This window comes from Spirosoma horti, assembly GCF_054776595.1.
In genome coordinates this window covers 530,580-551,091 of record NZ_BAAHBQ010000004.1, presented here as the reverse complement: position 1 = coordinate 551,091, position 20,512 = coordinate 530,580, and the positions used below count along the sequence as shown (strand labels likewise).

The following is a 20,512-nucleotide window of genomic DNA, read 5'->3' as shown; positions in this document are numbered from 1 at the left end:
TTACAACAAACCAAATACTATGGCGACTGTAGCAGCTAATTCGGCGGTAGTGGCACATGCAACTGAGCATGACCATCATGAACCGCAAAGTTTTTGGCGCACGTATATTTTTTCTGAAGATCATAAAACCATTGCCAAACAATATCTGATTTCAGGTATCATTTGGTCGATCATCGGAATTAGCCTGTCTGTTATGTTCCGGCTTCAATTGGGTTTCCCAACGATGAAGCTTGAATTCCTGCGTCCTATCTTAGGAAGCTGGATCAATGAAACAGGCAAGTTGGATCCTGATTTTTATCTGGCGCTGGTTACCATGCATGGTACCATTATGGTGTTCTTCGTATTAACGGCCGGTTTGAGCGGTACTTTCTCGAACTTCCTGATTCCTCTGCAGATTGGTGCCCGCGATATGGCATCGGGTTTCCTGAACATGTTATCCTACTGGTTCTTCTTTATTGCCAGTGTTATTATGTTCTCGTCGATGTTTATCCAGACAGGGCCAGCAGCAGGTGGCTGGGTTATTTATCCACCACTGAGTGCATTGCCTCAGGCGCACAAAGGTTCTGAGTTGGGTATGACCCTTTGGTTGACCAGTATGGCATTATTTATTGTATCGCAGTTACTGGGTGGTATTAACTATATCACGACCGTAATTAACCTGCGTACGCGTGGAATGTCATTCAGCAAACTTCCATTAACAATCTGGGCGTTCCTGCTGACTGCCATCCTAGGCCTGATTTCATTCCCTGTACTTCTTTCGGCTGCTTTATTGTTGATTTTTGACCGGAGTTTCGGTACCAGTTTCTACCTGTCTGAAATTTACATTAAGGGTGAAGCGCTTCCAAACGTAGGCGGTAGCCCTATTCTGTTCCAGCACTTATTCTGGTTCCTGGGTCACCCGGAGGTGTATATTGTGTTACTACCAGCTCTTGGTATGACATCTGAGATCATAGCTACGAATGCTCGTAAGCCTATTTTCGGCTATCGTGCCATGATTGCCTCTATGATGGGTATCGCTTTCCTAGCCTTTATCGTTTGGGCTCACCACATGTTCGTAACAGGTATGAACCCATTCCTGGGCTCTATCTTTATGTTCCTGACGCTGATTATTGCCGTTCCATCGGCTGTAAAAGCGTTCAACTACATTACGACACTATGGCGCGGTAACATTCGGTTTACCCCTGCTATGCTGTTCTCCATCGGTCTTGTATCATTCTTTATCTCGGGTGGTATCACAGGCTTGATTCTGGGTAACTCTGCGTTGGACATTCAATTGCACGATACATATTTCGTTGTTGCTCACTTTCACCTTGTAATGGGTGCTGCATCGGCCTTTGGATTGTTAGCTGGTGTTTACCATTGGTTCCCAAAAATGTTTGGGCGGATGATGAACGAGAAACTGGGATATATCCACTTCTGGCTGACGTTCATTGGAATTTACCTTGTGTTCTTCCCAATGCACTATGTTGGTATTGCTGGCTTCCCACGACGGTACTATGCATTTACAAGCTATGATTTCACGAAGAATATCTTTGCTGATATGAATGCATTCATTAGCCTGGCTGCTATATTCACCTTCACGGCTCAGTGGATTTTCGTTTATAATTTCGTTCATAGCCTGATCAAAGGTCGGAAAGCAACCTTAAATCCATGGAAGTCAAATACGCTGGAGTGGACAACACCAATCCAACCAGGTCATGGTAACTGGCCGGGTGAAATCCCTGCCGTGTACCGTTGGCCGTATGATTATAGCAAACCGGGTGCAAAGGATGATTTCATTCCTCAAAACGTACCTTATTCTCAAACTCCAGAATCAAATCTTCCTCATGAAAATGAGTTGATTGGTTTGGAAAAAGAAATCGAGGTACAAAACCTGAATGACCAGTTCAAACAGCCTCATTGATAAAAAAGAACAGCGGTTCCGGAGCCTGGTATCCATAACAATAGTTGTTATTTATCTGCTTATTTTGGCAGGTGGTATTGTTAGAGGTACGGGCTCTGGAATGGGCTGTCCGGATTGGCCAAAATGCTTTGGCCGTTGGGTTCCTCCCACTGAAATCTCTCAGCTACCAGCTAACTATCAGGAAGTATACGGTGCGAAGTTGAAGGGTGAAGTTTTATTCAACCCCGTAAAAACCTGGATAGAATACACCAATCGTTTGCTGGGTGTTTTGTCAGGTTTTCTTGTTTTTTCTACATTACTTGCCTCTCTCTCTTATTTGCGTAAAGACAAAGCCATCGTTTGGGGAAGCCTCATTAGCTTTCTTCTGATTGGTTTCAATGGTTGGCTCGGTTCCCGCGTAGTAGCTACAGAACTGGCGCAGTACGTGATCACGTTACATTTGCTACTAGCTATCTTACTCGTCTTTACATTGCTGTATGTATGGCTTAGATCTGGTTCGCACCAATGGAACGTTGAGAGCGAAAAGACGAATAAACTCCGTGTGATACTGGCCATTACGTTGCTGTTGACTTTCATGCAGATTTTATTGGGAGCACAGGTCAGAGATGTGCTCGATAGCGTGGTAAAACGGATAGGCTATGGCGAGCGGGATAACTGGATCAGTCAATTGGATTGGCGCTTTTATGTCCACCGCTCCTTTTCACTTATTGTATTTGCCTTACATATTAGCGTTATCTATCAGCTCCGTAAGCTTAATAAGAGCGGCCAGTTAGTTAAGTTAACAAACATACTGATCTGTCTTGTTGTAGCTGAGATTGGTACGGGTGTCATCATAGCCTATTTAGGCGTACCGGCTTTTGCTCAGCCTATTCACCTGGTCTTAGCCATATTAATGATTGGTTTTCAATTTTCGATTAGTCTGCTTTTGACACCTAAGCTTATAGCAAAAGGTAGCCTGAATCAAGCAACTCGATTAGTAAAAGCATAACATGGAAAAAGTATTGGATTGGTCTATCATCAACGAAAAGGCAAAAGCATACCTTGAATTAATAAAACTGAAGCTCACGCTGGCTGTCGTTTTTTCTGGTGTGTTCGGCTACTGCCTTGCCGCTGATCAGGTAAGCTGGTGGAAGATCGCTGTTCTTACAATTGCATCGATCAGCATTACCGGGGCCGCAAACATTATCAATCAAATAATCGAGAAAGAGTCGGATAAAGTGATGAAGCGCACCGCTGTGCGGCCATTGCCAACCGGTCGTTTATCGGTAAATGAGGCTGCCACGTTTGCTTTCATTTTATTTGGATTGGGTTGTTACCTGTTCGTTGAATTCTTTAACGTGAGGGCTGCTGCATTAGCGGTATTATCGCTTTTGTTATATGGATTCGTTTATACACCCCTGAAAAGAAAAGGGCAAATTGCTGTATTTGTAGGGGCGCTTCCAGGCGCATTTCCACCCATGATCGGCTGGGTTGCTGCAACTAACCACTTTGGCTGGACACCCGGCATATTATTTGCTATTCAGTTTTTCTGGCAGTTTCCGCACTTTTGGGCCATTGGCTGGTTGGCCTTCGACGAATACAAAAAGGCTGGCATTCAAATGATGCCTGGCGATGGAAAAACGACCGAAACAGCGTTCCGCATTATGATTTATACCCTATTCCTGATTCCGGTTGGCTGGTTGCCTTACCTTCTGGGTATGACGGGTATAAATTCAGCGCTGGTTGCCATGGTGGGCGGAATCTTGTTTCTAGCGCAAACGTTTCACTTAATGAGAACCTGTACGGACAAAGCGGCACTGCAAATGATGTTTGGATCACTGCTGTATCTGCCTGTTGTACAGATTGTTTACCTACTAGATAAAGTATAACAACAAATCATGAGTGAGTTAGTCAACGATATTTCAATTGTCGAAGAGCCACAGGAAACGCTCTCGATGAACCCCCGCAAGTTTATCATGTGGTTGTTCATCGTAAGCATCATTATGCTCTTTGCGGCTATGACAAGTGCCTATCTTGTCCGCCGGGCGGAAGGCAACTGGCTGGAGTATGATATTCCTTCCGTGTTTACGTATAGCTCCGTCGTATTGGCCATTAGTAGTTTAACCATGCACTGGGCCTACCTAGCTGCAAAAAAAGACAACTTTGGCAGTCTTAAAATAGCGATAACTATTACTTTTGCACTTGGAATTGCTTTTCTGTACATGCAGTTCCAGGGCTGGGTTGAGTTAGTGAAAGAAAATGTCTTTTTTGTAGGCAATCCAGCGGGTTCGTTCATGTACATTTTTACCGGTTTACACGGGTTTCACCTGATTTCCGGCTTGATTGTGCTAGTCTTTGCGCTAATTGCTGCTTTCCGGCTCCGTATCCACGGAAAAAGCTTGAACCAGCTTGAAATAGCGGCTACTTACTGGCATTTTTTAGACATTTTGTGGTTGTATTTGTTTTTCTTTTTAGTCTATTTTCATTGATAATCCTTTTAGACGCATGGCGGCTACTGTAACGCACGATACCCTGACAACCGACTCGGAGCAAGTGTTCGACAAGAAAACCTGGATGGGTGGTGTTGAACCGATGAAAGTGAGCTACGGCAAGCTGATGATGTGGTTCTTCCTGATTTCGGATACATTCACCTTCTCAGCTTTGCTGGTAACGTACGGATTGATCCGTTACAGCTACCCCGCCTGGGATCCGGCGGTTTATGGTGAAGTATTTAAATTCTCAAACATGTACTGGCCAACGCCAGAAAAGGTGTACAATTCAGTACCGTTTTTACATGGTGTTGACCTGCCCCTGATTTTCGTTGGTATCATGACCTTTATCCTTATCTTCAGTAGCGTAACGATGGTGTTGGCAGTGGAAGCCGGACACCGGATGGATCGTAAAGATGTGGAGAAATACATGTTATGGACCATTTTGGGCGGTTTCACATTCCTGGGAAGCCAGGCATGGGAGTGGAGCCACTTTATTCACGGTACAGAAACCGGTACTACCATTAGTGAATTAATAAACGGACAGACGATTCAACGCACGATTTTTGGTGCTAATCTGGTCGAAAACCAGTATGGTCCCCCTGCCTTTGCTGACTTATTCTTTTTCATTACAGGTTTCCATGGAACGCACGTATTTAGTGGCGTTTGTCTGAACATTCTGATCTTCTACCGAGCGGCTACTGGCCTTTACGAAAAGCGTGGTCATTACGAGATGGTTGAGAAAGTAGGCTTATACTGGCACTTTGTCGATCTCGTTTGGGTATTTGTATTTACATTCTTCTACCTGGTTTAATTACCTACTATCATGTCTGATCAAACACACGGAACACACGAAGTTGGTGAGATACCACCAGCAAATACGGGTCTAATCTGGCGCACCTTCGTTATCCTTTCAGTTATTACAGCCTTTGAATTTACGTTGGCTTACTTTATGAAGGCTGGTGGCTTTCGAACCTCCATCTTCGTAATCATGACACTCGTAAAAGCTTTTTATATCGTTGGTGAATTTATGCACCTTAAACACGAAGTGAAAAGCCTGATCTGGGCCATTGTTATACCAATAGTTTTTATCATCTGGCTACTTATTGCCTTGTTAACTGAAGGCGGTTCGATATTTCAATTACGATAATTCATGACGGTCAATCGAAAAGCCGGGATCCTGCTCGTTACATTGCTGGTCCCGGCTTTGCTGTATATTTTCCTGCGGTTTGCCACCCAGAATCATTTCGTATTGCCTCGCTACTTACCTAAAATTGACTCGACAAAAGGTGAGCCATTAATGGGGAAAGTAACCCTCGCCGATGGACAGGTAATAACCGATACGATCTTCAACCGAATTCCTCACTTCAAGCTTATTGATCAGGATGGAAAAACAGTAGATGAGTCGATTGTAAAGAATAAAATCTATGTGGCTTCGTTCTTTTTTACCCGTTGTATTACGGTCTGCCCCCGAATCTCTTCACAGCTCACCCGTGTCCAGGATATTTTTCGAAGTAATCCATCAATTGTTTTTCTGTCCCACTCGGTCGATCCCGAACATGACCGTCCGGAGCAATTAAAGGCCTATGCGAAGAAGTATGAGGCTATTCCGGGCAAGTGGTATTTCCTGACCGGGAGTAAAGCAGATATTTATGATCTGGCCATGCATGGATATTATTTACCAGCAGTCGATGCCGGGGTGAAAGAGGGAAAGCCAGACGAAACTTTTATTCACAGCGAAAAGTTGGTATTAGTAGATAAAGAAGGCATTGTCAGAGGGTTTTACGACGGAACTGACAAGGAAGATGTGGATCGGCTGGTACTCGAAATCCGGGTGCTGCTTGATATTTACAGCAAAGAATAACCTACGGCTTATGGAAGCACTACAACCCGTTAAAGAGCAGAAAGCGAACCGGGTTATCACCATTCTCTCCCTGGCCATTCCAATTGCCGTTGCTGTATTGCTTGGCATTCGGCAGAAAGTGGACTTAGGTAGCTGGACAACCTATTTGCCACATGTAAATGGCATTATCAATTCCATTACATCTGTCCTCTTGCTTGTAGGGTTTTATTTCATCCGCCAGAAAAACATTGTGGCCCACAAGCGCACTATGTTAGCCGCTTTTACCTTCGGCTCGTTGTTTTTAGTTAGCTATGTACTCTATCATTTAACAAACGAGTCAACACCATTTGGTGGCCAGGGTTGGATACGACCAGTTTATTATTTTCTGTTAGTATCACACATTGTCCTCTCGGTGGTTGTGGTGTGGTTCGTGCTGAGAGCCGTTTATTTTGCATTAAGTGGACAGATCGCCCGGCATAAACAAACGGTTAAATATGCGTTTCCGATCTGGTTGTACGTAAGTATCACAGGCGTCATCGTGTATTTACTGATTAAACCTTATTACATTCATTAACGCTTGAAAATCATGAGAAATTGGAAAGTGTGGTTAGTTGTTGTAACCTTGATGAGCATTACACCGGATTTAATGGCTCAGTGTGCCATGTGCCGGGGAACCGTTGAAAGTACCGTCAGCAATGGACGTAGTATAATAGCCTCTGACTTGAATATTGGTATTGTTTATCTATTAATGATTCCTTATCTCATTATAGCCTCAATCGCTTATCTGTGGTATCGAAATAGCAAACGTGAGTATGGAAGACGTCTCGAAATTGCAGGCCGCGTTAAAAGGGCTTTGTCCTAGGTGCCGACAGGGAAAAATCTTTAAAAAACCCTTCTATTCGCCCCGTGGGTTTGATGAAATGTACGAGCACTGTCCACACTGTGGATTGCGTTACGAAGTTGAGCCAGGATACTTTATTGGGGCCATGTATGTTAGCTACGCCATATCAGGCGGAGTTGCTTTGGTACTTGGGTTTTTAATCTTTTACCTGGGCAATGATCCTGATGGCTGGGTATACGCAGGTATTGTGGCGCCTGTTATGATTGTCATAGCACCCGTCAATTTTCGAATATCACGCGTCATATGGCTACATTATGTAGCCGGTATTAAGTATGTAGAAGGGCTGTAAGGCCCTTTTTTTTATGACCTTGATTGACGAAAAATAAGTGAAATTATTTTTCGTCAATGCAACCTGCACCGTATATAGTGCATCTGATAGACGAACCTAAACAAATATGCTCCGACTTATACCGTTTTTTACGACAGAGGCACAACTGATTGTTGCGCTGAAGCGGGGCGAAAGCCGCGCGCATAAGGTCGTTTATGAGCGGTTTGCGGGTAAAATGCTTGCAGTATGTACGCGTTATTGCGCCAATAAGGATGATGCCGAAGAGGTAATGCTCGATGGTTTCATGCGGGTATTTGAGAAGATTGAGCAGTTTCGGGAGGAAGGGAGTTTCGAGGGATGGATCAGACGTATTATGGTTACAGAATCGCTGATGTTTCTGCGGAAAGCAAAGCAGTGGCGTCAGGAAGTACCTATTGATGAAGTCACCGTTGAACCGGATTATGAGTGGGCCGATACCGCTGTGAATGAAAATGATTTAATGCGTTTAGTCAATCAATTGCCTGATGGCTATCGAACCGTATTTAACCTGTATGCGATTGAAGGCTATACGCATGCCGAAATAGCCGAAATGCTGGGCATATCGGAAGGTACGTCCAAATCGCAGTTGAGCCGGGCCCGAATGATGCTACAGGCAAATCTAAAAAAGATGGAACAGGATTTCAGGAACGTATCCTATGAAAAAACATACAGAAAAGCCGCCAATTGACGAGCTGTTTGCCCGGAAACTTGGCAATACCTCGTTGAGGCCTCGTTCAGATGGCTTCGCCAGACTGCAGGCCCGTATGGATCAGAGCAGACCAGAACCCCGAATGGTATTCTGGCGTAATCCAACTATGCAGCGGTATATGGCTGCTGCAGCCTGTCTGCTGCTGGTTTGCCTGTTCGGCTGGCTCTACTGGCCATCCACGGGAGCGATGGAACAGGGGCGGACTCAACTGGCAACGAATCAGGGAGTAGGGTCAAATGAGAAAAAGCCGGTTCAGAAAGAAATAGACCGGCAACGCAAAGACCAAATACCCGGTGTATCGAACGAGAAAGATGTAGCACCGGAATCTACCACCAACCAGGTGGCTATTATCGATCATACAGAAAAGAGTGACGATACAGATAACCCAAAAGAAAGCCGGACCTCTGTACGGCAAAATCCAGCTCGGTCGAGCCAGTCAGTACCCGTAGCACCTAGGCTGGCACAGGAAAAGCCAGTGGAGAATAAGCCGAAAGCCGAACCAGCTTCCCCAACGTATGTGGCGCCTATTACGCAGGTTCCAGCCGAACAGGTCGCCGACGCAAAACCGGTTATTAAACCCAGTCCGATAGCTGAACGGGTGTTAGTCGTCACGATTGCCGAACCGGAAGCTTTGGTGGCCGCTCGCCAGATAGCTAAAGCGTCGGTTGAGGAAAAGGCGGCTGCCGCGCAGGACGAAAAGCTTGCCAAAGAAACAAAAGCCGGTGGCCTGTGGCAGCAGGTAAAACGAATTAAGCAGGGAGAGGTGTTTGCTCGTCAGGACAACACAGGTAACGAAGAAAGTGGCTTGCTGGGCCGGGCATATAGTGGTTTGAAACACAGTTTAGAGAAAGATAAAACAACAAAACAATGAACCGACTGCTACGTGCCTTCGCTCTATTAACGGGTTTAATTATAGCTACGCAGGCTCAGGCCAAATCATTAAATCCAACCGATTCGTTGGTGATTCGATTTGCCAACCGCACACGCCTGGTCATTTATGCGCCCGATAAAGCAGGAATCCAGGCCCTATCGAACTACGATCTGAATAAGATTGTGCGGGAAATGGGCATGAAACTGGATTCGGTACCGGGTGGACAAACGGCTATCTCACAGGATGGCGGCCGTTTTTTGAAAGATACCGTATTGGTTATTACAAAGCAGAAGGATGGCATGACAATCGTTGTCAATGGTGACGACGATACAACAAAAACTTCATCGAAAAATAAAGACAATACCGACCGGGACTACGATCGGGCAAGACGGAGAAAGCGGAGTGATGGGAATAATTTCGATTATACCCTCAGTATTGGCCTGAATACACTGGTTCAGCAAAGTGCAAACCCGAACTATCCCGAAAGTGACTATGCGTTGAAGCCGTTAGGGTCGCGCTACTTCGCCTTATCGGCGGGCGCCATGCCAACGCTCATTCGGGGTAAATACGCATCCTTGAAGCTGTATTACGGCGTGGAAGTAGCCTGGAACAACTTTATGTTCGAGGGCAACAAAATTGCTGAGAAAGGAGCTGCTGGTGTTGCCTTCACCGATGCAGGCAGGGAATTACAAAAAAGTAAACTGACCGTTTGTACGCTGGGTATTCCGGTCGTGCCGCGAGTAACGTTCTACAATAGCGACGGTGAAAAAGTTTGCCACATTGGGTTTGGTGGCTACGTAAACTACCGACTCGATAGTTATCGGAAAATTAAAGAAGCAGACGGCAGCAAAGACCGACGGCACGATGACTATTACCTGAATAGCTTTCGATATGGCCTGGTCGCTCATCTGGGCGTTCGTAGTTTCGATTTTTTTGCCAAATATGATCTGAACCCATTATTTCAAACGGGTAAAGGGCCCGACGTCAGAACCCTTACTTTTGGTATTGGATTCTAAAGTATGACTCACAAGATCGTTTCTATTCTAGGCTGTGGCTGGTTGGGTTTACCTCTGGCCGAAAAACTCCTCGATATTGGGTATACCGTAAAGGGCAGCACCACATCGGCGGAGAAATTGCCCCTGTTGCATCATAAAGGCATCGATGCCTACCAACTGAGCTTGGCCCCTGAGCCAGTCGGCGATCTTTCTACTCTATTACAGGCAGATACACTTGTCATTGATATTCCTCCAAAAGCCGGAAAAATGGGTGATAACTTTCATCCGGAACAAATCAGACAGTTGGCGAATGCTCTACGTCAATCGTCAGTCGGGCATGTTATTTACGTAAGCTCGACATCGGTATATCCTGAACTGAGCCGGGTTATGGTGGAGGAAGATGTTAAAACGCCGAATGAATCGGCCGCGCCGGGTCTGGTGCAGGCCGAACAATACATTCAGGAACTTACACCCAATTGCCAGATAACACTGTTACGCTGCGGTGGTCTGATGGGATACGACCGTATTCCGGGAAAGTACGTAGCCGGCCGAACCGTTGATAGCGGGGCGGTACCCGTCAATTACCTCCATCAGGATGATGCGGTGGGACTATTGGCCGCTATAATTGGATTGAGTCTAACCGGTACGTACAACGCCGTTGCGCCAGAACATCCGACACGCGAAGCTATTTACCGCAAAAGTTGCGCTGATTTCGGGTTTCAACTGCCCAGCTTTATTGTGCCCGAAAAGCCGGTTTCCTATAAGACCATTTCGGTAGAAAAACTGATGCAGGCAACAAAATATCAATTTGTTTACCCCGATCCATTGCAGTTTTTATACCAGTTATAACCGGATCAGATGCCGAAGGCGTGTTGATAGAAAACCACCGGACGACGGTTTGCTGGTTGGCGTAACGGCCCGGTTCAGCGCTGCCAGAAACAAGAAATAGCCCTGTGCATGCCATGCCCGGAATCGTTCGCTTACCTGCGGGTCATACTGGGGAATATAGGCCAGCAGTTGATTCAGGTCAAACCGATCCGATGCGATGCCCACGCCCGCCCGTTGGCTGTCGATAGCGTTGCAGGATTGTTCGTAGTGATTTGGTTGAGGAATCATCAAGGCTGGTTTTCCCAGATACAGCGCTTCACAAACCGATTCGAATCCGGCTGTGGTCACAATTGCCTTGCAGCGGGCCATAAAGTCCAGAAACCGTTTTCCATCGATGGCATGGTAGGTCAGCGTATCGTCAATGACTTGATCGGGGCCGTTTGCATCCGAGTGAAACGCATCCATCCGAACGTCGGGCCGTTGCTGGTGTGCTTTCTCCAATTCGATTTTCAAGCCGGGCTGCGTAACATAGGCCAGTAGAAAATCACCGGCAGCGTTCGAATCAGCTGCTCTGGGTTTTAGCTTCGTTACTTCCTGACGCAATAGAGGAGGCACAACACGAAGGCGTTTGCAAGGTTCATTGGCCTGTTTATCGAACGATAGGGCAAGTAATTCCTGGGCGCCGAAACACGTAAGCTGCGTATTGAATTTGAAGGCCTGCCGATAAAGCCATTGTCCCTTAGGGCGCTGGAAATCTGAATGGAAAGCCATGTATTGATGGGCAATGCAAATCATTGGGGCCGACGGCCGCATAAGGGCATATGTCATACCACCCAGCATCTCATAGAAATTAACGACTACGTCGGGCCGCTGGGCATCTATGTGGTCACGTACCCGCTTTAAACTACGCCAGAAGGGACGCATACTTCGAATAGCCTGTACGGTCGTCCTGAACGGTTCCAGCGCGTTAGTGCCCGCATTGTACACCAGACCCGGACTAAAGACAGGTATAATTGGTGCACTGAATTGCTCACTGAAAAAGGTTGGAACGGTTCGCTCAGCCGTTACACCAACAAGGGCTCCAACCACTTCGTGGCCCGCCATGCGTAAAATTTGTGCCAGCGACAACGCTTGTGTTAAATGACCTCGGCCTTCTCCCTGTACTAAGAATAAAACACGCATGATAAGAAGAATTAGATTGTCTGAATCGGTAGGCCAGCGCTAACGGCTTGGGCAGCTGGGGTTTTTATGGCCTCTTTTTCTTCTTGTTCGTCGGCGTCAGCCGTGTAGTAGAGCAGACTCCAATCGCCGTCATGATCCTCGACCAGCGCACTGAGAGATTCAACCCAGTCGCCAGAATTCATATAGATTATGCCTTCATATTCGTGGATGGCAGCCTGGTGAATATGGCCACATATGACGCCATCGCAGTTCCGGGCACGGGCCAGCTCGGTTAATTTTTGCTCGTAATCGGAAATGTAACTGACAGCCTGCTTGATGCGGGACTTCACCAGTTGGGAGAGCGAGTAATAAGGCAATCCACGCCAGGTGCGATACTGGTTATAAAACTTATTGACCCACAGTAGAAAGGTATACCCTATATCGCCTAGATAGGCAAGCCACTTCATGTGCGAAGTAATGGAATCGAACACATCGCCATGAGTAACGTAAAATTTCTTCGTCCCCGAAGTCAGAACATAGTCTTTCTGTATCGAGAAATTTTTGCCCACTTTGAGCGGCATGATCTGATCCAGAAAATCGTCGTGATTACCCCGCAGATAGATAACTTTGGTATCGTAATGAACGATTTGCTTTAAAACCGTCTTAAAAAAAGCGGTGTGTTTCTTTTTCCAAGTTCCATACTGCTTCAACTGCCACCCGTCAATGATGTCGCCGTTGAGGATAAGTTTCTGACACGAATAATTTCTTAGAAACTCAGTAGCTTCTTTGGCCTTCGACCCGGTTGTGCCCAGATGAATATCTGACAAAACAATCGTGCGAAACTGGGTACTTAATTTCATGAACGAAACTAAACGCCAGACGTTAAATAGGATTTATCGCATTGTTACCAAATTGCCAAGATTAATAGGTTATAAGACAAGTAATTAACATTGACTTAACAAATTCGAGATAGATGGAGAATCCGGTGCTTATTATAGGAGCAGGTAGCCTTGGGCTAACAGCTTTGGACCTGTTTCAACGGAATAATGTTGTTGTGTATGGCCTGCTGGATGATAACAAAGACCTGCATGGGAAGGAGTTCAGCGATGTATCGGTGCTGGGAGAAACAGACGATGATGGTTATCTGAAACTCATTGGGCAGAAGTGCGAGGCTTTCGTCGCCATCGCCGACGGCCGCGTCCGCAAACGGCTCGTTAAAATGCTGAACGAACGGCGTAAGGTTCAGCCTGTCAATGCGATTCACGATACCGCAACGGTATCAACGCTGGCCGTCATCGGCCATGGTAACCTGATTGCAGCCCGCGTCGTGGTAAACCCATTTGCCGAGTTGGGGCAGCATTGCATTGTTCAGGCGGGAGCAATTATTGAGGCCAAAGCCAAAGTCGGAGATTTTGTCCACATTGGCACGGGCTGCATCATCAACAGTGGTGTAAGTATCGAAGAAGGAGCCTTTATCGGAACCGGCGCAACGATTGTAGCGGGAATCACCATTGGGAAAAACGCCCGCATCGGAGCCGGCTCGGTCGTAGTCGAGAATGTAGAGGCTGGTACGACCGTATTCGGTAACCCTGCAAAAAAACTGTAGAGACGCGTACTCGCGTCTCCTGTGCGTCAGCAATTAGTAGAATCTGTACTACACGTTCAGATATAAAATGCAAAAAGATTGCTGACGCACAGGAGACGCGAGTACGCGTCTCTACATTATTCAATATACACTACTTCGTTCGCCAGGAAATCCTGATACGTACGTTGGAGGCCATCTTTCAGTTCGGTGGTGTGTTTCCAGCCCATATTGTGCAGTCTTGACACATCCATCAATTTGCGGGGGGTACCATCTGGCTTATCGGTATTCCAGCGGAGTTCGCCCGTAAAGCCAACGGTCTCCTTGATCAACTCGGCTACTTCACGAATTGTAACGTCTTCGCCCGTACCAATGTTGACAAACAGGGCATCGTCATAATTTTCCATCAGGAAGAAACAGGCTGCCGCCAGATCGTCGGCATGAAGAAATTCGCGCTTGGGTGATCCCGTTCCCCAGACTTCGACCGTGGGCTGGCCGTTAATTTTAGCCTCGTGAAACTTACGGATCAGAGCCGGAAGTACATGCGAGCCCTGAAGGTCATAGTTATCATTGGGTCCATACAGATTCGTCGGCATGGCCGAAATGAAGTTACACCCGTACTGACTCCGGTATGCTTCACAGAGTTTGATTCCTGTGATCTTGGCAATCGCGTAGGGTTCGTTCGTTTCTTCCAGAAAACCACTCAGCAAATACTCTTCTTTGAGTGGCTGAGGAGCTAATTTCGGATAGATGCAAGACGACCCCAGAAACAATAATTTTTTTACGGCCGTCTGATAAGCACTGTGAATAATATTTGCCTCAATGAGCAGGTTATCGTACAGAAATTCGGCACGATAGATGTTGTTTGCTAGAATACCACCAACTTTGGCGGCAGCCAGAAATACGTAGTCGGGGCGTTCCTGCTCAAAAAAATCAGCAACAGCAGCCTGATTGCGTAAATCAAGTTCCGACGAGGTGCGGGTAATAATATTAGAAAAGCCTTCGGCCTGGAGTTTACGGACGAGAGCTGAGCCAACCATACCCCGATGTCCGGCAACGTAAATGCGAGCGTGTTTTTCCACAAGTTTAGTGTATTAAATTGACTGTCTGGAAGGTAGTCTGTACAGTGGATAAAATAATAAAGCTTTTTACAGCGTTGCAAAACTAACAAACTTAAGGCACCAATCGTTTGTCTACGCCATGTTTGCACCGAACTTGAAACGACTGATTCCAATCTTATTATCGTGTGGTCTTCTGACGCTTACTGCTCAGGCACAAACGGCCCCGGCTTCGCTCACAACGGCGTCGAAGCCGGTGATCGCTCCGTCGGGGGCGGCTCCGTCGCCTTTAGCGGGCTTCTCTTCGGTGCCGTCGTCGCTCACCACCCTGGGTTTGCCCACGATGTCGTCCCTGAAAGACCAGAAAGATGCTTACTTAGCCGGGGTTATGCCAGACCTGGGTTTGAAAGTAAAACAGCTTAAAAAGCTGAAAGCCGACCGGAAAAGTAAAAGCAAATTATCTAAAACGGAATATGAAGGGCTGTCGATGATCAAAGCCTACACCAAGTTTGGCAGTGGCGACCGAACCGTTGTGGAGGAGTTTTATGTACTGCGTGACAATGATGCCGCAAAGCCACACAACTATATTCGGGACATTTACCGCTATTATCAAAAATCAGCGCGCGTGACCAGTTCCATTGTACGCGATGAAGGGGCGGGCTTATTGCTGCATGGCCCTTACAAGCGCTACCAGAACGGCGATCTTGTTGAAGAAGGCTATTATTATGCGGGTATGAAAGATGGTCGCTGGGAAAAATATGACAGCAAGTTTATGCTTACCGACAAGGTTCGCTGGCATCGGGGCGTACCTGCTGAGTCGCGCCTGGTATTTTACGACTCGACGCATCACAAGATCAAAGAAATTATTCCGATGGAATACGGAAAAGTGAAAGGCACTTATATGGCCTTTTACGAGAATGGGTTACTGTCTGAAGAAGGAAAATATGATAACGGCGTAAAAGTGGGCCGATGGACCGAATACTATCCTGTCAATCCAAATGGTCGGCGTATGCGACGCAAACTAACCCAATATGCCAGCAGCCAGTGGGACACCGAGTTTGAGCCTTACATTATCAGTGAATGGGACGAAAAAGGTAAACTGACCTTTGAACGAGCCAAAGAAAAAGTCGTTCAGGACGAAGAAACGGAGAATTGAGCAGGGTATATTTTCTGGCATTTTTGTCCTTCCGACCAGTCTGCCAGACAAAAACTTACAAAGTAAAGAATGGAATGTGCTGCCGTCGCAAGTGTTTTGCGACGGCTTTTTTATTTAAACACCTTTTTAGGATCAGGCTGTTTGGCCAGTAACTCGTTCAGATAACCCAGATCGAGAACAGACATATCCAGATTATGGGTCTGGTGGAAATAATCCCAGGCCTTCATATAATCAGCCTTCAGGTAATACACGATGGATAGCTTCTGGTACGATGAAGCGTTGTTTGGGCTAATCATGACCGCCCGCTGGAGATAGTTTTCGGCTTCGGTAAGCAGATCAGGCTCGGGCTTGATCTGATACTGTTTTATTTCTACAGTGGCCAGATCGGTTATCAATGCCACATTGCTATCCGCCATGGCTATGCCTTTCTTCAGCATTCGGATAGCTGTTGGTAACTGGTTTTTCTGGTAATAGACGACGCCAAGTCCCCAGTAAGCATCCGCATTTCGGTTATTGAGCAACCAGGATAAATTGAATCGATAGGCCGCCGTATCCAATTGCCCATCAGCAACATAATCCCAGCCACGAGCCGCGAAAAAATCACTGGCTTCAGAGCGGGTGGCAAAATTGCGATCGCAGTCGTTAAGAAAATGGATTTCGGCATCAATCTGATTCGCTGTTTTTGGCTGTTCACCAAAAAGAGGCAGCGTGTTGAAGGATCCACTGGCCAATTCGGCAGCATTCGTAGACGTAGATTCGGCGGGCCGTTGCGTCGTCGGTTCAATGGGGCGCTGAGTGGCCTGGGTTTGTCGAACCGAATCGCCCGAACGTGCCGATATGACAAGTTGCTTTGGCTGAGCTTCCGTCAAAAACGGTAGCGCAACTAAAGCCCACTGTATCAGATTCATCCGAACGTTCATAGAAAATACTATACCAGGGAGTTTTGTCTCGATAAGAACGAAATGGGAATCCAAGTTAGTACATTTCCAATCGATTACCGGCGTCCCCCGCGCGGTCCCGATTTCTTCGCACCACCTGACCTATTACTACCTACCTTTCCACCAGATTTGCCCTTAAACCCACCCGAACGGGCACCTGTACCCGGCGATGAGGTTTTTTGGGTACCCATCAGTTTGGCCTTCGCTTTCAGGCGAGCTTTATCAGCGGGAGTAGGCGTCGTTTTTTTATCGTGAAAAGCACCTAAAAAAGTCGGATCTTCTTTCCGACGTTGTTCGTCAATCTCGCGAAGCATTGCCTGCTCTTCGTCAAAAGGAGTTTCCGTTACCTCCACTTCCGGTGGCAGCGGTTGGCGGGGAATCGTCATGCGAATGATTCGCTCAATCTTTTGGACGTGATAATCCTCGGCTTTGGTCAAAAACGTGATGGCTTCGCCTGAGCGGTTGGCGCGGCCTGTTCGACCAATTCGGTGAACATAGTCTTCGTAAATTAAGGGCAGGTCGAAGTTGATCACATGGCTTACTTCAGCTACGTCAATGCCGCGGGCCGCCACATCCGTCGCTACCAGCACCTGAATATTCCCTTCTTTGAAGGCCTCCATGGCATTGATACGCGTATTTTGCCCTTTGTTCGCGTGAATTACCCGGACTTTGTCAGGATCTAACACTTTGCGTGCCAGGAATTTATAAATATTTTCGGCAGTGCCTTTTGTGCGGGCAAAGATGATCACGCGTTGAAATGCTTCCTTCGTGATCAGGTAATCCAGCATGTTGATTTTGGTGCGAAAGTTGGGTGCTTCGTAAATCACCTGATTCACCATGTCGGCAGTCGATGCCTGTGGTGAAACCTCGATTTTGATGGGCGCTTCCAGAAATTCGGCCGATAATCGCTCGACTCGCCCACCAAACGTAGCCGAGAACAGCAGGTTCTGTCGTTTCCTCGGGATGATTTCCAGAATTGACCGAATCTGGGGCATAAAGCCCATATCCATCATTTTATCAGCTTCGTCGAGAACCATCGTGCGAATCTCTTTCGTCACAATTTCGCCGGTGCGGTACAAATCCATGAACCGGCCGGGGGTAGCCACAATTATATCGATCCCGTTGCGAAGCGCTTCAATCTGGGTTTTTGGTCCGAGCCCGCCATATAGAGCCACATGGCGCAGGTCGGTGAATTTGCCTAGTTCGCTCACCGCCTGATTGATCTGCATAACTAACTCGCGGGTAGGCGCCAGGATCAACGCACGCGGGTTCTGGCCCTGTGCGTATTTGACTTTCATCAGAATCGGAAGCAGGTAAGCCGCTGTTTTGCCCGTTCCGGTTTGTGCAATGCCCAGCACGTCGTGGTTTCCCAGGCTCAGTGGAATCGTTTGCTGTTGAATAGGGGTCGGTTCTGAATAACCAAGTTCAGCGACGGCGTTTAGCAACTGCCGATTCAGCTCGAACTGTTCGAACGAAGTAATTTCCATAAATGTCTGGCCTAATTTCCTGAGTAGACCGTTTGAATAATGCGTGGTTAATCTCCCGATTAGCCTGAATACTAGAACTGTTTTAGTACCCGTTCTACGCTACTAACGTAGCCCGAGCCAAACAGATTCACGTGAACCAGCAGTGGATACAAGTTATAGATGGCTATGCGCTCGCTGAAACCATCCTGAAGGGGAAACGTTTCGTGGTAAGCGTCGTAAAAACGGTCGTCGAAACCGGCGAATAATTTGGTGAAGGCCAGTTCCGATTCGCGGAAGCCATAATAAACCGCCGGGTCGATGAGCGCCGGTTGCCCGTCCTCATTAACCAACACATTGCCCGACCATAAGTCGCCGTGGAGCAGCGCAGGCCGCTCATTGGGCAGCAAGTCCGGCAAGCGTTCACGAAGCCGGAACAGAGCGTCGTAGGTCGGTTTAGTCAGCAGCCCTTTATACAACGCTAAACCAGCCTGCGGGAGCAGCCGGTGTTCAAAGAAGAAATCGTATCCGTTGGCGGTCAGCGTATTGGTTTGTGGCAGCGTGCCAATGTAATTAGCAAAATTTAACCCAAAAGCTGGCTGTGTGTGCGAATGCAAGACGGCCAGTGAATGCCCCAGGGTTTCCCAGTAAGCTTTATCGGGTGTTCCAGGATCGACGTAGTCAAGAATGAGGTAAGACTTTTCCTGATGCCGACCATAGCCAATTACGTTCGGTATGTGCAGCGTGTCGGTTTGCCGAAGCAGATCTAAGCCACGGGCTTCGGCCGCAAACAAATCGGGTTGTCCATCGGTAGCCGGTTCCAATTGATTCCATTTGACGAAAAAGACACCTTCCGACGAAAATACCTGAGCCGATGTGTTAATGTTACCACCGGAGATGAACTGCATTTCAATCACCTCGACCGATTGGCCAAGGGCTGAAAACAGAATGCTTTCGAAAAAAGAAAATTGCTCGTCGCCCCAAAAATCCATGCGTTATTTGCGTGTCGGCTGTTCTGTTTTAAAAGCTACTGGTCAAATGGCCGTTTTTAACAGCCTCGTTCTATTTACCTGATTGATTGTCTATGAATTCACAAATTCAGCATCTTTATGACATAGCCCGGAAACCGGACCGCCGAATCATTGGCCTCATGTCGGGCACCTCGCTCGATGGTCTTGACGTAGCCTTATGTCGTATTTCGGGCAGTGGGCCAGCGACATCGGTTACGCTCGAACGGTTTGCAACGGTTCCCTTCGATGAGGAGTTCAAAGCCGAAATTCGCACCATTTTTGCTAGGCAGACCATCCACTTCGAACAGCTTTGTTTGTTGAATCCATACATTGGACGGCTTCATGGTCAGCTTATTCTCGACTGCCTGCACAACTGGGGAATAGACCCCGCTGAAGTGGACATCGTGGCGAGTCACGGGCAAACCGTATATCACGCCCCCAAAAGCCAGCACCGGCGCGATAAGTTCCCGAATGCCACACTCCAGATTGGTGATGGTGATCACGTTGCCGCTGTGACGGGTATTCTGACAGTTAGCGATTTTCGGCAAAAGCACGTTGCTCACGGGGGAGAGGGCGCTCCGCTGGCGGTATATGGCGATTATTTTATGTTTTCTCAAGCGGGCAAAAATCGGATTTTGCTCAATATGGGTGGCATCGCCAATTTCACCTATCTGCCCGCCGACGAGGATGCCAGCCATGTCTTTACCACCGACACAGGTCCGGGAAACACGCTCCTGGATGCTTACGCCCGGAAGTTTCTGAACAAGCCATATGATGAAAATGGTCAGTTAGCAGCTCAGGGGCTGGTCGATGCTGATTTGTTGAGAGCCTTGAAAAAAAATCCGTTTTTCGACGCTCCATTTCCAAAAACTACCGGTCCCGAAGTTTTCAACGTATCGTATGTGGAGCAAGCACAGGAACGTAGTCTGACGCTTGATTTATCCCCCGCCGATCTGATGGCCACGCTCGTGCAGTTCAGCGCCGATACCATCACTAGTGCCATAAGGCGCGTTTTACCCGATTCCCCTAAAAAAAGTGGAGTAGTATTTCGAATTTACATGAGTGGGGGCGGAGCGCACAACCCGCAATTAACCCGACGACTTCATGAGGCACTTCCTGATTGCCAGTTCGATAGCACAGACAGCCTGGGCATCAATGGCGATGCGAAAGAAGCGGTCTTGTTTGCGGTTCTGGCCAACGAAAGTCTGGCTGGTGGAAGCACCTCTTTTGGGGATAGACAGGGCGTTCCTACGGTTTCAATGGGAAAAGTTAGCTTCCCGAAGTGAAGTCTTGATTGGAGTTATTGTGTACTCACGGGC

Annotated in this window: 22 protein-coding genes; 16 read left to right on the top strand and 6 right to left on the bottom strand. The window is 47.3% G+C overall.

From position 1 onward, the window contains the following. Positions 1 to 19 precede the first annotated feature (19 nt). The 13 genes from ACYVAM_RS13975 to ACYVAM_RS13915 all read left to right on the top strand — a co-directional run bounded on the left by ACYVAM_RS13975 (position 20) and on the right by ACYVAM_RS13915 (position 10,846). Positions 20 to 1,903: a cytochrome c oxidase subunit I gene (locus ACYVAM_RS13975; RefSeq protein ID WP_461067933.1), complete on the top strand. Its 1,884-nt coding sequence runs from the start codon at positions 20 to 22 to the stop codon at positions 1,901 to 1,903. Next, complete coding sequence (locus ACYVAM_RS13970; protein WP_461067931.1) at positions 1,878 to 2,891, top strand: COX15/CtaA family protein; 1,014 nt, start codon at positions 1,878 to 1,880, stop codon at positions 2,889 to 2,891. Before ACYVAM_RS13975 ends, ACYVAM_RS13970 begins: the two co-directional genes overlap by 26 nt. 1 nt (position 2,892) lies before the next feature. Then, entirely contained in the window at positions 2,893 to 3,771 is an 879-nt protein-coding gene (cyoE, locus tag ACYVAM_RS13965) for a heme o synthase (RefSeq protein WP_461067929.1), read from the top strand. Between the two features lie 9 nt (positions 3,772 to 3,780). After that, positions 3,781 to 4,371, top strand: a complete 591-nt coding sequence (locus tag ACYVAM_RS13960; protein ID WP_461067927.1) for a cytochrome c oxidase subunit 3 — start codon at positions 3,781 to 3,783, stop codon at positions 4,369 to 4,371. 16 nt (positions 4,372 to 4,387) lie between these two features. Further along, positions 4,388 to 5,185 carry a cytochrome c oxidase subunit 3 gene (locus tag ACYVAM_RS13955; protein WP_461067925.1) on the top strand — a complete coding sequence of 266 codons (798 nt, stop codon included), beginning with the start codon at positions 4,388 to 4,390 and terminating at the stop codon, positions 5,183 to 5,185. A gap of 12 nt (positions 5,186 to 5,197) precedes the next feature. Further along, entirely contained in the window at positions 5,198 to 5,521 is a 324-nt protein-coding gene (locus ACYVAM_RS13950; protein WP_461067923.1) for a cytochrome C oxidase subunit IV family protein, read from the top strand. A gap of 3 nt (positions 5,522 to 5,524) precedes the next feature. Continuing rightward, positions 5,525 to 6,235, top strand: a complete 711-nt coding sequence (locus ACYVAM_RS13945; protein WP_461067921.1) for an SCO family protein — start codon at positions 5,525 to 5,527, stop codon at positions 6,233 to 6,235. A 10-nt stretch (positions 6,236 to 6,245) separates the two neighbouring features. After that, on the top strand, positions 6,246 to 6,788 hold the full coding sequence (locus ACYVAM_RS13940; RefSeq protein WP_461067919.1) for a DUF420 domain-containing protein: 543 nt from the start codon (positions 6,246 to 6,248) through the stop codon (positions 6,786 to 6,788). A 238-nt stretch (positions 6,789 to 7,026) separates the two neighbouring features. Then, positions 7,027 to 7,404: a DUF983 domain-containing protein gene (locus ACYVAM_RS13935; RefSeq protein ID WP_461067917.1), complete on the top strand. Its 378-nt coding sequence runs from the start codon at positions 7,027 to 7,029 to the stop codon at positions 7,402 to 7,404. Positions 7,405 to 7,510: 106 nt separating this feature from the next. Beyond that, positions 7,511 to 8,110, top strand: coding sequence for an RNA polymerase sigma factor (locus ACYVAM_RS13930; RefSeq protein WP_461067915.1), 600 nt, complete (start codon positions 7,511 to 7,513; stop codon positions 8,108 to 8,110). Beyond that, positions 8,079 to 9,002 carry a hypothetical protein gene (locus ACYVAM_RS13925; protein ID WP_461067913.1) on the top strand — a complete coding sequence of 308 codons (924 nt, stop codon included), beginning with the start codon at positions 8,079 to 8,081 and terminating at the stop codon, positions 9,000 to 9,002. Before ACYVAM_RS13930 ends, ACYVAM_RS13925 begins: the two co-directional genes overlap by 32 nt. Further along, positions 8,999 to 10,018: an outer membrane beta-barrel protein gene (locus tag ACYVAM_RS13920; protein ID WP_461067911.1), complete on the top strand. Its 1,020-nt coding sequence runs from the start codon at positions 8,999 to 9,001 to the stop codon at positions 10,016 to 10,018. The genes ACYVAM_RS13925 and ACYVAM_RS13920 overlap by 4 nt, the downstream gene beginning before the upstream one ends. Before the next feature lie 3 nt (positions 10,019 to 10,021). Then, positions 10,022 to 10,846, top strand: a complete 825-nt coding sequence (locus tag ACYVAM_RS13915) for a Rossmann-fold NAD(P)-binding domain-containing protein (protein WP_461067909.1) — start codon at positions 10,022 to 10,024, stop codon at positions 10,844 to 10,846. On the opposite strand, the gene ACYVAM_RS13910 is transcribed toward ACYVAM_RS13915, so the two are convergent. Both ACYVAM_RS13910 and ACYVAM_RS13905 read right to left on the bottom strand, forming a co-directional pair. Beyond that, on the bottom strand, positions 10,841 to 12,007 hold the full coding sequence (locus tag ACYVAM_RS13910; RefSeq protein WP_461067907.1) for a glycosyltransferase family protein: 1,167 nt from the start codon (positions 12,005 to 12,007) through the stop codon (positions 10,841 to 10,843). The genes ACYVAM_RS13915 and ACYVAM_RS13910 overlap by 6 nt on opposite strands. Positions 12,008 to 12,018: 11 nt before the next feature. Then, positions 12,019 to 12,846, bottom strand: coding sequence for a UDP-2,3-diacylglucosamine diphosphatase (locus ACYVAM_RS13905; RefSeq protein ID WP_461067905.1), 828 nt, complete (start codon positions 12,844 to 12,846; stop codon positions 12,019 to 12,021). Positions 12,847 to 12,959: 113 nt separating this feature from the next. Here ACYVAM_RS13905 and ACYVAM_RS13900 point away from each other — a divergent pair, with 113 nt between their 5' ends. Beyond that, positions 12,960 to 13,592, top strand: a complete 633-nt coding sequence (locus tag ACYVAM_RS13900) for an acetyltransferase (protein WP_461067903.1) — start codon at positions 12,960 to 12,962, stop codon at positions 13,590 to 13,592. 116 nt (positions 13,593 to 13,708) lie between these two features. Here the strand turns inward: ACYVAM_RS13900 and fcl are convergent, their stop codons facing one another. Beyond that, positions 13,709 to 14,650, bottom strand: a complete 942-nt coding sequence (gene fcl, locus ACYVAM_RS13895) for a GDP-L-fucose synthase (RefSeq protein ID WP_461067901.1) — start codon at positions 14,648 to 14,650, stop codon at positions 13,709 to 13,711. A 118-nt stretch (positions 14,651 to 14,768) separates the two neighbouring features. On the opposite strand from fcl, the gene ACYVAM_RS13890 reads away from it, so the two are divergent. Beyond that, on the top strand, positions 14,769 to 15,782 hold the full coding sequence (locus ACYVAM_RS13890) for a toxin-antitoxin system YwqK family antitoxin (RefSeq protein ID WP_461067899.1): 1,014 nt from the start codon (positions 14,769 to 14,771) through the stop codon (positions 15,780 to 15,782). 110 nt (positions 15,783 to 15,892) lie between these two features. Here ACYVAM_RS13890 and ACYVAM_RS13885 read toward each other — a convergent pair whose 3' ends face one another. The 3 genes from ACYVAM_RS13885 to ACYVAM_RS13875 all read right to left on the bottom strand — a co-directional run bounded on the left by ACYVAM_RS13885 (position 15,893) and on the right by ACYVAM_RS13875 (position 19,175). After that, positions 15,893 to 16,702 carry a tetratricopeptide repeat protein gene (locus ACYVAM_RS13885; protein ID WP_461067897.1) on the bottom strand — a complete coding sequence of 270 codons (810 nt, stop codon included), beginning with the start codon at positions 16,700 to 16,702 and terminating at the stop codon, positions 15,893 to 15,895. Between the two features lie 74 nt (positions 16,703 to 16,776). Further along, entirely contained in the window at positions 16,777 to 18,207 is a 1,431-nt protein-coding gene (locus tag ACYVAM_RS13880) for a DEAD/DEAH box helicase (protein ID WP_461067895.1), read from the bottom strand. A 71-nt stretch (positions 18,208 to 18,278) separates the two neighbouring features. Continuing rightward, complete coding sequence (locus tag ACYVAM_RS13875; protein ID WP_461067893.1) at positions 18,279 to 19,175, bottom strand: fructosamine kinase family protein; 897 nt, start codon at positions 19,173 to 19,175, stop codon at positions 18,279 to 18,281. 92 nt (positions 19,176 to 19,267) lie between these two features. On the opposite strand from ACYVAM_RS13875, the gene ACYVAM_RS13870 reads away from it, so the two are divergent. Beyond that, positions 19,268 to 20,479: an anhydro-N-acetylmuramic acid kinase gene (locus tag ACYVAM_RS13870; protein WP_461067891.1), complete on the top strand. Its 1,212-nt coding sequence runs from the start codon at positions 19,268 to 19,270 to the stop codon at positions 20,477 to 20,479. The last annotated feature ends 33 nt before the right edge of the window (positions 20,480 to 20,512 follow it).